The sequence below is a fragment of the Pseudomonas sp. N40(2020) genome (assembly GCF_014472415.1).
GTDB lineage: Bacteria > Pseudomonadota > Gammaproteobacteria > Pseudomonadales > Pseudomonadaceae > Aquipseudomonas.
This window is the reverse complement of record NZ_JACSZV010000053.1, coordinates 9,575-22,947: the sequence shown is the minus strand read 5'-3', so window position 1 is coordinate 22,947 and position 13,373 is coordinate 9,575. Positions and strand designations below refer to the sequence as shown.

Genomic DNA, 13,373 nt, shown 5'->3' with positions numbered 1-13,373 from the left:
TCCGTTCACCTCGGCATTCAGGACTTGGGTGTTGACGAAGAAGCCGATCAGGCCCTCCGTCTCGACGCGGTTACGGTTGGCCGTCGGCACACCGACGCGAATCTGCGCCTGACCGCTGTAGCGATGCAACAACGCCTGGAACGATGCCAGCAACACCATGAACAGGCTCGCGCCTTCGCGCTGGGCCAGTTGTTTGAGGGCATCACCGAGATCCGCCGGCAAGTCCAGTTCGAGCCGCGCACCGCGCAGGCTCTGCACCGCCGGGCGGGGAAAATCGATCGGCAACTCCTGCACCGGCTGCTCGCCGCCCAGAGTCTTGACCCAATAAGCCAGTTGCCGCTCGCGCTCGCCCGCTTCCAGCCAGTGACGCTGCCAGATCGCGTAGTCGGCGTATTGCACTTCCAGCGCCGGCAACGTCAGCGACTGCCCGCTGGTGTCGGCGGCGTAATGCTGGATCAGCTCGTTGACCAGCACTTTGATCGACCAGCCATCGGAGATGATGTGGTGCTGGATCAGCACCAGTACATGATCGTCCTGCGCCACTTCCAACAGTGCCACGCGCAGGAGCGGGCCCTGTTGCAGGTTGAACGGGCGCGCGGTTTCGCTTTCGACAAAGGCCTTGATCGCAGCCTCTTCACCGGCGGCATCAAGACCTTCGGGCATCGGAACCAGACTGATGCTCAGCGGCAGTTGCGGATGGATCACCTGACAGAAGGTTTCGCCCTGCTCGGCGAAAGTGGTGCGCAGACTTTCGTGACGCGCGGCCACGGCATTGAAGCTGCGTTCCAGCGCCGCCACATCCAGCCGCCCCTTGAGGCGCAGGGCGCTGGGGATGTGATACGCGGTGCTGTGCGGGTCCATTTGCCACAGGAACAACTGACGTTCCTGGGCGTACGACAGAGGAATCGCCGTAAACCCGGAACGCGTTTCCGGGATCGGCAGGTTGGCCGGAGAGACGCCCTCTTCGAGCATCTTTTCCAGGTACAGCTTACGTTTGTCCAGCGGCAGAGTGATAAAGCGCTTGGCTACCCTCAAAGCAACACTCTTGTCCATCAGACTTCCTCCATATCGTCAAGCAGGGCTTCCAGCTTGCTCAGTTTCTGTTCGTTGATTGCCCCGCCTCCTGTATCGAGGTGAGCGACAAAGTCGCTCAGGACGGGGTGCTGGAATAACAGTTGCGGGGTCAGCGTCAGGCCCAGTTCGAGGGCGATGCGCGACACCACGTTGACCGCCAGCAGCGAGTGCCCGCCCAGTTCGAAGAAGTGATCGTTCAGGCCGATGCGTTGCACGTCGAGCACTTGCTGCCAGATCGCCGCGACCTGCTGCTCAAGCTCACTGTGCGGCGCGACATACGCGGCCTGCATCTGGCTGGCATCGACCGCTGGCAAGGCCTTGCGGTCGAGTTTGCCGTTGGGGGTCAGTGGCAACTGCTCAAGGAACAGCAGGTGCGCGGGAATCATGTAGTCAGGTAACGAAGACTTGAGGCCAGTCTTTAGTCCGTCGCGCAGGAGCCGCTGTGCTTCGCCGTCATACAGATCCAGTGGCGGGGCGACCACATAGGCCACCAGTTGCGCGCCGGCCTCGCCTTCGACGGCCAGCACCGCCGCTTCGGTGACTGCCGGTTGAGCGAGCAATCGCGCCTCGATCTCGCCCAGTTCGATGCGGAATCCACGAATTTTCACTTGATGGTCGATCCGGCCCATGTACTCCAGATCGCCGTCTTCGCGCTCGCGGATCAGGTCGCCGGTGCGGTACATGCGCTCACCGTTGTTGGCGAGCGGGTTGGGCACAAACCGCTCGGCGGTCATCGCCGCACGGCCCAGATAGCCGCGAGTGATGCCGGCACCAGACAGGTACAGCTCAGCCGAAACCCCTTGCGGGACAACGTGCAAATCGGCGTCGAGCAAGTGACTGGCGCTGTGGTCGAGGGCTCGACCAATGCGCGGCTGACCACCGGCACTGCGGCGAGTCCAGGTCGAATAGGTGGTGTCTTCCGACGGACCATACAGGTCGTAGACATGCTCGACCGTCGACTGTTGATACAGCGAGTCGACCAGCCCTTGCTTGAGCGGTTCACCCGCCAGATTGATGATCCGCACGCTCGGAGGAATCTGCCCGGCGCGCTGCAATGCAGCAATGGCTGACGGCACAGTGTTGATCAGGCGCACCTGATCGCGGGCCGGCAGTTGCGGCAGCTCCAGGGCATTACGGGCGATGATCAGCGAGCCGCCGTTGGCCAACGTGACAAACAGCTCCCACACCGACAGATCGAAGCACACCGACGTCGAAGCCAATACACCTTGAATGTCGTCGCGGCTGTAAACCTTGGCCGACCAGTCGATCAGCGCCATGACGTTGCGATGGGCAATCGCCACGCCTTTTGGCTTGCCGGTGGAGCCGGAGGTGTAGATCACGTAGGCGAGGTTGTCTGGTTGCACCTTAGTGAACGGCGCGTCAGTGGAATAACCACTCAACGACACCTGATCCATCAGCAACGTTTGGGTATCAACAGGCACGCTCAGGGTCGCGGCGACCGCTTTTTCGGTCAGCAACACCCGCGCACGGCTGTCGTCGAGCATGTAAGCGACACGATCCGCCGGGTAATCCGGGTCCAACGGCACATAGGCGCCACCGGCCTTGAGCACCGCCAACAGGGCGATAAGCAGCTGCTCGGAACGCGGCATTGCCACGCCTACCCGCACTTCCGGGCCGACACCCAGTTCAATCAATTTGTGCGCCAGACGATTGGCTTGCGCGTCGAGTTCAGCGTAAGTCAGTTGCGTGCTGCCGAAAGTCACCGCCAGCGCATTCGGGGTCGCCGCCACCTGACGAGCAATGCCGTGATGAATGCACAGGTCGGTGACGAAATCGCTGTCAACGTTCGGGGCGTTTTCGATCAGGTTCAACTCGCCGAGTGCGTGTTCGCCTGCCTCGGTCATCTGGCTGAGCAGACGCTGCAAATGCGCGCCCAACTGCGCCACGCTGGCGTCGGCAAAGCTGTCGCACTGATAGCTGAAATGCACCGTCAGTTGCGCGCCCATGTTCACCAACAGGGTCAGCGGATAGTTGGTCTGCTCCTGATTGGCCACCGCGCCGAAACGCAAGCCTTGCGGTGCACCCCGTTCCAGTGCGTCGGCAATCGGGTAGTTCTCGAACACCATCAAACTGTCGAACAACGCATCACCGCCCTGCCCGGCCCAGCGCTGAATATCCGCCAATGGCGTGTGTTCGAACTCGCGCGATGCCAGATTCTGCGCCTGCACCCCTTGCAGCCAACTGGCCAGACTCTGCTGTGCTTGCGGCGCGGCAACCACTGGCAAGGTGTTGATGAACAGACCGATCTGCGCTTCAGCACCCGGAAGATCCGCCGGACGCCCGGCAACGGTGGCGCCGAACGCCACACAGTCTTTGCCGGTATAACGCTGCAACAGCAACAGCCATGCGGCTTGCACCACGGTGTTGACCGTGACTTTCGCGGCCCGGGCAAATTCACCCAGACGCTGAGTCAGATCCGCGTCCAGCACTTGGTAATGATCGCCATAACCGACGCTCGGCAAGCCGTCATGCGGCCGCGCGATGGCAGTGGCCAGACGCGTTGGTTCTTGCAGATTGTTGAGCGTCGCCAGCCAGTAGGCTTCGGCCGCCGCATTGTCCTGACGCTGCAGCCAGCCGATGTAATCGCGATAGCGGCCCGCCGGACGCGCCACCGCTTCGCCGCGATAATGCTGCAACACCTCGTCGAGCAACTGCGCGCTGCTCCAGCCGTCCATCAGGATGTGATGGTTGGTGTAGATCAGGTGATGACGATCCTGCGCGGTGCGCACCAGCACCAGACGCAGCAGCGGCGCGCAGGTCAGGTCCAGACCCAGAGCGCGCTCCTCATCGGCGAGGGTTTGCAACGCTGCGTCCAGCCCGGTTTTGCCGTGCCAGTCGAGCACGCTGAACGGCACTTCAACCTGACGCTGCACCACTTGCACCGGTTGCGGCAAGTCGCCCTGCCAGAAGAACCCGGTGCGCAAAATGTCATGGGCATCCACCACCGCTTGCCACGCCGCGCGGAAACGTTGTGGATCGATGCCGTCGACGTCCAGGCGCATCTGGTTGATGTAGTCGCCGTTGCCGTGTTCGAGCAAGGTATGGAACAGCATGCCCTGCTGCATCGGCGACAACGGGTAGATGTCATCGATGCGTTGCGGTTCGAGCACCAGCGCATCGAGTTGCGTCTGCGACAGTTGCGCCAGCGGGAAGTCCGAGGGCGTCACGCCACGGTTGACGCTGTCGCAGCAATGGCCGATCAGCGCAGTCAATTCCTGCACGTAATCATCGGCCAGACGCTGGATGGTTGCCGCGTCGAACATCGCGCCGCTGTAGGTCCAGCTCAGGTCCAGTTCGCCGCCAAAGACTTTGCCGTTCAGCGCCAGCGGGTTGCCCAGCGGGCCTTGCAGGTTGACTTCGGCGCCGCCGGATTCGCTGGTCGGTGCAAACAAAGCCTTGTCGGCGGCATCGAAGCTGCCGTCGAACTGCCCCAGATAGTTGAAGGTCAGGCGCGGTGCGGGCAACGCTTGCAGGGTCTGGCGAGCCTGCTCATCGCCCAGGTGCGCCAGCGCGCCGAAGCCGATGCCTTTGTGCGGAATCGCCCGCAGTTGTTCCTTGATCTGCTTGAGCGATGCGCCCGGTTCCGCGACCGGCGACAGGCGCGCCGGGAACACACTGGTGAACCAGCCGACGGTGCGCGTCAGGTCAACGCTGTCGAACAGGTCTTCGCGACCGTGGCCTTCGAGCAATACCAGCGCATGGTCAGCACCGGTCCAGCGCACCATCACCCGCGCCAGCGCGGTCAGCAGCAGATCGTTGACCTGGGTGCGATAAGCCGCCGGAGCATCCTGCAACAGCTGACGGGTCAGGGTCGGGGCCAGTTTGCTGCGAATGGTCTGCGCCTGATCGTGTTGCTGACCGCCGTTCGGACGGTCGAAAGGCAATGCAGCTGAAGCGCCTTGCAATTGTTGCTGCCAGAAGCCCAGTTCATTCTGCAACGCAGGGGTTGTCGCGTAGTCCTGCAATGCAGTCGCCCAGGCTTTGACCGCACTGGTCTTGGCCGGCAATTGCACGGCATTGCCCGTAGCTATCTGCCGGTAAGCGCTTTGCAGATCTTCAAACAGAATCCGCCAGGACACGCCATCGACCACCAGGTGATGGACGATCAGCAGCAGGCGTTGACTGCCATCGGCAAGGTTCGCCAGCACCGCGCGAATCAGCGAGCCACCGCTCAATTGCAGGCTGCGTTGGGCCTTTTCACCCAGTGTCTCAAGGGCTGCGAGGTCAGCGACCTCGACTTGCCAGAGGATCGTTTCACCTGCTTGCATGGCGATGTCGCGGTAGTTCGCTGTCCAGCCGTCAGCCTGCTCGACAAAGTCCAGACGCAGGCTGTCGTGATGCAGCACCAACGCATCCAGCGCTTGTTCAAGCACGTGGGCATCAAGGGTCTGATTCGGCTTGAGCATCACCGACTGGTTCCAGTGATGACGGTCGGGAATCGCCTGAGCGAAGAATTCCTGATGAATCGGCAACAGCGCCGTGCTGCCGGTCACCGGCTGCTGATCGATCACTTGCTGCGCTTCGCCCGTCTGCGCGACAGCGGCCAGCGCCTGAATGGTCTGGTGCTGGAACAGGTCTTTGGGGGTGAAGCGAATGCCGGCCTGCCGCGCACGGCTGACCACTTGAATCGAAATGATCGAGTCGCCGCCCAGCTCAAAGAAGTTGTCGCTGATGCCGACTTGCTCAAGCTTGAGCACGTCTTGCCAGATCGCCGCCAGTTGTTGCTCCAGCGCGTTCTGCGGAGCGACATAGGTTTGCTGCAGTTGGCTGACATCCGGTTTCGGCAGGTTCTTGCGGTCGAGCTTGCCGTTCGGCGTCAGCGGCATGCGCTCCAGACGCAGCACGTACGCCGGCACCATATGGCCTGGCAAAGTGGCCTTGAGCTGCGCACGCAGGTCTTCGGTGAAGGCCGCACGGGTCGAATCGCCGACCACATATGCCACCAGACGCTTGCCGCTACCGGCGCTGCCTTCCTGGGCCACAACCACCGCTTCACGCACGCCGTCGAGTGCTTGCAGGGCGGCTTCGACTTCACCGAGTTCAATGCGGAAACCACGGATCTTCACCTGATTGTCGATGCGATCCAGATAGTCGAACGTGCCATCGGCGCGCTGACGAACGAGGTCACCGGTGCGATAGAGCAAGCCGCCAACGCTACTGAACGGATCAGCAACAAAACGCTCTGCAGTCAGCCCCGGACGGTTCAGATAACCACGGGCCAGGCCCGTGCCACCCAAATACAGCTCACCGGCCATGCCCTGCGGCAGCAGGTTCAGATCGGCGTCGAGCACGTAGGCGCTGCGGTCACCGATGCGGCTGCCGATAGGCGCGTAAGCGGCACCGCACGGCACCTCGCGACCGGCCTTCCAGATCAGCGGCGTGACCACGGTTTCGGTCGGGCCGTAACCGTTGATGATGTAGTCCGGATCGAGCGCACGTTTGACCCGCTCGAAACTGGCGTTCGGCACTGCGTCACCGCCGAAGCAGTAAATACGCACTTTGGGTGGATTGCCCACGCGCTCGGCGTGTTCGGCCAGTTGTTGCAGGTACACCGGCGGGAACGCGACCACCGTCACGCCGTGTTCAATCATGGCGTTGTAGGTCTGCTCCGGTGTCCACAGTGTGTCGTCGCGGATCAGCAACGAGGCGCCGTGGGTCAGGCTGGTCAGCCAGCGCTCATGGGCGCCGTCGAAGGCGAACGACATGAAGTGGAATTCGCAGTCGCTGTCGCGCATTTCATAGCGCTGGCCGATGGCCTGGCAGTGCATCGCCAACGGGCCGTGGGCGACGCTGACGCCTTTCGGATTGCCGGTGGAACCGGAGGTGTAAATCACATACGCGAGGTTGTCCGGATCGAGTTGCACCAACGGCGCGGTGATCGGCCATTCGCGCAGGTCGAGACGATCCAGTTCCAGCAGCGGCACCGACTCGGCGACCGGCAATTGCGCCGACACCGACGAATCGCTGATCAGCAGTGCTAGCCCCGAATCCTCGATCAGGTAGGCCAGACGTTCACGCGGATAGCTGGTGTCCAGCGGCACATAAGCACCGCCCGCCTTGAGCACCGCCAACAGCGCGATGATCACCGCCTCGCTGCGCGGCAGGGCCACCCCGACGCGGATTTCCGGGCCGACGCCACGGGCGATCAGCGCGTGGGCCAATTGGTTGGCGCGCTGATCGATTTCGCCATAGCTGAAGCGCTGACCGTTGAAGATCACCGCCGTGCGTTGCGGGTTTTCAGCGGCCAGCGCGGCAATACGCTGATGCACGCCGATGTCCACCGGGTAAGGCTGCGGGTGGTTTTCGGCTTGCTGGCGCGCCTGCTCGACAGCGCTGGCCAGGGCGATTTCACCGAGGTTGCGCTCAGCCGACACGGCAAATTGCTCAAGCAATTGCAGCAGATGCGCACTGATGCCTTCGATCACTTCGCTGGCGAATTGACCACGGTCGAAGCTGTAATGCAACGCCAGTTGCTGGCCCAAGGTCACGGCAACACTCAGCGCATAGTGCGTCTGTTCCAGGTTGCCCACGTCGCCAAACACCAGCCCCTGCCCGGCCTGACTCAGCGCCTGGGCAATCGGATAGTTTTCAAACACCAGAATGTTGTCGAACAGCGCCTCGCCACCCTGCCCGGCCCAACGCTGAATGTCCGCCAGCGGCGTGTGTTCGAAGTCGCGCAGGCTGAGGTTCTGTGCCTGCACCGCTTGCAGCCAGTGGCCGACGGTTTGATCCGGACGCGGCGCGCCGATCACCGGCAAGGTATTGATGAACAGACCGACCTGTTGCTCGATACCCGGCAGCTCCGCCGGGCGCCCGGCCACGGTGGCACCGAAGGCTACGGCTTCGTGACCGGTGTAGCGTTGCAGCAACAGCAGCCATGCGGCTTGCACCAAGGTGTTGACGGTGACTTTCTGTTGCCGTGCGAACGCTTCCAGCGCTTGTGTGCGAGACACGTCCAGCGTCAGGTAATGGTCGCCGTGACCGCTGAGGTTTTCCCCGCCGGTAGCGGCGCGGGCCAGTCGGGTCGGCTCTTGCAGCGCAGCGAGTTGCTCGCTCCAGAAGTCCTGACTGAGTTGACCGTCCTGACGTTGCAGCCAGGCGATGTAATCGCGATAGCGTCCGCCGCCAGTTACCGGCGTGCGGCCGCTGTAACGCTGCAAGACTTCGCCGAGCAACTGCGAGTTGCTCCAGCCGTCCATCAGGATGTGGTGATGGGTGTAAATCAGGTGCCACTGCTCGGCGCCGGTCTGCACCAGCACCAGCCGCAGCAGCGGCGCATGGGACAGGTCAAAACCTTGCTGACGCTCGGCGTCGGCCAACGCTGCGAGGGCCGCTGGCTGGTCGTCGCGGTTGCGCCAGTCCAGCGTGGTAAACGGCAACTGCACCTGCTTGTGCACGATCTGCAGCGGCTGTGTCAGTTCGCCCTGCCAGACGAACCCGCTGCGCAGAATGTCCTGCGCGTCGACGGTGGCCTGCCACGCCGCGCGGAAGCGCTCGGGATCAACGCCTTGCACATCGACGCGCAACTGGTTGATGTACTCGCCCGCCGCCTGCTCGTAGAGGGTGTGGAACAGCAAACCCTGTTGCATCGGCGACAGTGGATAAAGGTCATCGAGTTGCCCGGCTGGCACCGGCAGCGCATCGAGTTGCGCCTGAGTGACCTGCGCCAGCGGGAAGTCCGACGGCGTCGCTTGCGCGGCTTGCAGCGTGCAGCAATGTTCGATCAGTGCGTGCAACTCGCTGGCGTATTGGTCCACCAGTTTCTGCACGGTCGCGCCGTCGAACATCTCGCGGCTGAAGCCCCAGCTCATCGACAGTTCGCCGCCATACACTTGGCTTTCAACGGTCAGCCAGTTGGCCAATGGCGCTGCCGGATCCTGCGCGACACCGCTGGTTTCAGCGGACGGCACGAACAGCGCCGCGTCGTCGAACTGGCGGTCGAACTGGCCGAGATAGTTGAAGGTAATGCGCGGCGGCGGCAGCGACTCAAGTTCGGTGCGTACCGACGGCACCGCGAGATAACGCAGCACGCCATAGCCCAGACCTTTGTCCGGCACCGCGCGCAGTTGCTCCTTGATCGACTTGATCGAGCCGTCGAGATCGTCGGCGACGCTCAGGTTGACCGCGAACAGGCTGGTGAACCAGCCCACGGTGCGACTCAGGTCGATGTCATCGAACAGGTCTTCGCGGCCATGGCCTTCGAGTTCGATCAACGTGCCCGATTGCTGGCTCCAGCGACTGATGGTTCGCGCCAGTGCGGTGAGCAGCAGATCGTTGACCTGCGTGCGATACGCTGCCGGCGCCTGTTGCAACAGTTGCCGGGTGCGCTCGGCATCGAGGCGCCATTCGATTTTCTCACCATGCAGATTCTGCAAGCTGCCATCCGGGCGCTCGCAGGGTAGATCCTGGGCACCCTGATGCTGGGCTTTCCAATAGCTCAGTTGTTCGTCGAAGCGCGATGCTTGGCTTTCGAGGCGCGCCGTCCAGCTCTGGAAGGACGTGGTTTTCGCCGGCAACTGAATGCCGCCCCCCGCCGCCAGTTGTTCATAAGCCTGCTGCACATCTTCCAGCAGCACGCGCCAGGAAACCCCGTCCACCACCATGTGATGAATGATCAGCGCCAGACGCTGACTGCCATCCGCCATGTTCACCAGCAACGCGCGCAGCAACGGGCCATTTTGCAGATCAAGACTGCGTTGGGCTTCATTGCACAAGGCATTCAACTGCTCGACAGACTCCGCGTCGCGCTGCCACAGGTCAGCGCTTTCAACCCGCGTGTCGTGACTTTGCTGCCAGCCTTCGGCGTTTTCGACAAAACGCAGGCGCAAGGCGTCGTGATGGTTGATGACATGCGCCAGCGCTGCATCGAGCCACTGCGCATTCAATGTTTCACGCGGGGTCAGCAGCAGCGACTGGTTCCAGTGCTCACGCACCGGCATCGCACGGCTGAAGAAGTGTTGCTGGATCGGCCCGAGTACGGCGCCGCCGGTTACCGGCTCTTGATCCACCGAGGTCTGGTTGTCCAGCGTCGCGACCAACGCGAGGCTGCGCACGGTCTGGTATTGGAACAGATCACGCGGGCTGACGCGGATCCCGGCCTGCCGCGCCCGGCTGACCACTTGGATGGAGATGATCGAGTCGCCGCCCAGTTCGAAAAAGTTGTCTTCAAGGCCGACACGCTCCAGACCGAGCACGTCTTCCCAGATCGCCGCGAGGGCTTTCTGCAGCGCATCCTGCGGCGCAACGAAGGCTTGTTGCGGTGCGGCGTCCGGTTGCGGCAGGGCTTTGCGATCCAGTTTGCCGTTGGCGGTGACCGGCAGTTTGTCCAGGGTCAGCAGGTAAGTCGGCACCATGAATTCCGGCAGACTGCCGAGCAGCCAGGCTTTGACGTCCTGCTGCCATTGCTCGTCTGGCTGGGCGGTTTCCAGCACCAGATAAGCCACCAGATGCTTGCCGCCCTGCACCAGCACCACCGCTTCGCGCACCAGCGGGTGCTGCATCAGGCGGGTTTCGATTTCACCGAGTTCGATGCGCAAGCCGCGTAACTTCACCTGATGGTCGAGACGGCCCAGGTACTCGATCACGCCGTCGGCGCGCTGACGCACACGGTCACCGGTGCGGTACAGGCGCGCGCCGTCATGGAACGGGCACGGCACAAAACGTTCGGCGGTCAGTGCCGGACGCTGGTGATAACTGCGCGCCAGCCCTGCCCCGCCCAAGTACAGTTCGCCGGCCACGCCACTGGATACCGGCAACAGCTCGGCGTCGAGCACGTGGGTGCGCAGGTTGGCGATCGGTCGACCGATCGGCACGCTGTCGGCGCCTTCGTCTATGCAGGTCCAGTGAGTGACGTCGATCGCCGCTTCGGTCGGGCCGTACAGGTTGTAGAGGCCGGCGTTCGGCAGTTTGGCGAAGACTTGCAGTTGCGCATCCAGCGGCAGCGCTTCACCGCTGCACACGATGCGCTTGAGACCCGCACACGTCTCGACGCCCGGTTCGTGAATGAACGCCTGCAACATCGACGGCACAAAGTGCAGCGTGCTGATGCCATAGCGGTTGATGGTGTCGATCAGTTGCAGCGGATCGCGGTGCGCGCCCGGGGCGGCCACGACCAGACGCGCGCCGGTCAGCAGCGGCCAGAAGAACTCCCAGACCGATACGTCGAAACTGAACGGGGTTTTCTGCAACACCGAATCAGCGGTGTCCAATCCATAGACTTGCTGCATCCAGCACAAGCGGTTGACCAGCGCCGCGTGGCTGTTGCCCGCTCCTTTGGGCTTGCCGGTGGAGCCGGAGGTGTAAATCACATACGCAAGATTCAACGGGTCGACGCTGACGTCGGGACGGTTTTCACTGTAGCCGTCGAGCAGGCCCGGCTGATCCAGCGTAATCACCTGCACGCCGTCCGTCGGCAACGACGTCAGCAGCGCCGCTTGCGTCAGCAACAAGGTGATGCCGCTGTCCTCGATCATGTAGGCCAGACGTTCCTGCGGGTACTCCGGGTCCAGCGGCACATAGGCGCCACCAGCCTTGAGGATGGCCAGCAGGCCGACGACCATTTCCAGCGAGCGCTGGGCGCAGATGCCGACCAGGCTGTCCGCCCGCACACCTTGCTGACGCAGCAGATGCGCCAGTTGATTGGCCCGGGCATCCAGCTCGGCGTAGCTCAAGGTCTGCTCACCGAACACCAGCGCTGGCGCGTCGGGCGTGCGCGCAACCTGTGCTTCGATCAATTGATGAATGGGCTGCTCGATTGGATAAGCCGCCGAAGTGTCGTTCCAGAGGTGTACCAGCGTGTGCTGCTCATCAGCCTCCAGCAGTGGCAACTCACCGACGCGCTGCGACTGATCGGCGACCATCGCTGTCAGCAAACGCAGCCAGTGGCGAGCCATGCGTTCGATGGTCGCGGCGTCGAACAGGTCGCTGGCGTAGGTCAGCGCGGCGTGCAGCTTGCCGCCCTTCTCGTAGGTGTCCAGGGTCAGGTCGAACTGGGTGGTGCGGCTCTGCCAGTCGAGGCTGCTCAGCGCCAGACCCGAAGCGGTGCTCAGCGTGGCGACATCGGCGACTTGCGGCTGGTGGTTGTACATCACCTGGAACAGCGGCGTGTGGCTGAGGCTGCGTTCCAGTTTCAGCGCTTCGACCAGTTGCTCGAACGGCAGATCCTGATGGGCCTGGGCACCGAGGGCGGTTTCCTTGATGGCGCGCAACAGATCATCGACACGGGTCTGGCCGTCCAGTTGCGTGCGCAGCACCTGGGTGTTGACGAAGAAACCGATCAGGCCTTCGATTTCTCCACGGTTGCGGTTGGCAATCGGCACGCCGACGCGGATGTCGGTCTGGCCGGTATAGCGATGCAGCAGCGCATTGAACGCACCGAGCAAGAGCATGAACAACGTCACTTGATGCTGCTGCGCGGTGTTGCGCAGTTGCTCGGCCAACTGCGCGTCGACGGCAAATTCGTAGCGGGTGCCGCGATAGCTCGGCATCGCTGGACGTGAGTGATCCAGCGGCAATTCCAGCACCGGATGTTCGTCGCCCAGTTGTGCCTGCCAGTAATCGAGCTGGCGCGCCTGCTCGCCGGCCTCCAGCCAGCGACGCTGCCACAAGGCATAGTCGCTGTACTGAATCGGCAGCGGCGCCAGTTGCGGCTGCTGGCCGCCATCGAACGCGTCGTAGCAACGGATGAATTCATCGATCAGCACGTTCATCGACCAGCCATCGGAAACGATGTGGTGCAAGGTCAGCAGCAGCACATGTTCCTGTTCGGCCAGTTTGAGCAGCGTCACCCGTAACAGCGGCCCAACCGCCAGATCAAACGGCAACACCGATTGTTGTTCCGCTGCGCAGACGACCGCCTGCTCACGCTCGACGGCCGGCAGACCCGTGAAATCCTCAACGTTGATGACCAGCGGTGCCGCCGCCGGCACCTGCAGCAGGCTGTCATCGGCCTGACGCTGAAACACCGTGCGCAGGGTTTCATGGCGCTCGACCAGGCTGGCAAAAGCTTGCTCCAGTGCGCGACGGTTCAATTGCCCGCTCAGACGCACCGCGCCCGGCAGGTTGTAGGCACCGCTGTGCGGATCGAGCTGCCAGAGAAACCACATACGCCGCTGCGCGTAGGACAGCGCCTGACGATCCTCGGCCTCAATGCCGGCGGGAATCGGAAACCGGGCGAAATCAACGCCCTCCTTGTGCAGGGCCGCAAGGAACATCTGGCGCTTTTCCAGGGGCAACCCGATAAACCGGCGAGCGAGTTTCAAGGAGTCTTCTGCATTCAT

Annotated in this window: 2 protein-coding genes (1 of these 2 cut by a window edge); both read right to left on the bottom strand. The window is 62.8% G+C overall.

Going from position 1 to position 13,373, the window contains the following annotated elements:
- On the bottom strand, positions 1-1,053 hold the start of the coding sequence (locus IAI51_RS25120; protein WP_187680929.1) for a non-ribosomal peptide synthase/polyketide synthase. It extends 13,938 nt beyond the left edge of the window; the window shows 1,053 of its 14,991 coding nt (coding positions 1-1,053); the start codon lies at positions 1,051-1,053; the stop codon falls past the left edge of the window.
- Positions 1,053-13,373 (bottom strand): non-ribosomal peptide synthetase, encoded by a 12,321-nt coding sequence (locus IAI51_RS25115; protein ID WP_187680928.1) that lies wholly within the window; start codon positions 13,371-13,373, stop codon positions 1,053-1,055. Before IAI51_RS25115 ends, IAI51_RS25120 begins: the two co-directional genes overlap by 1 nt.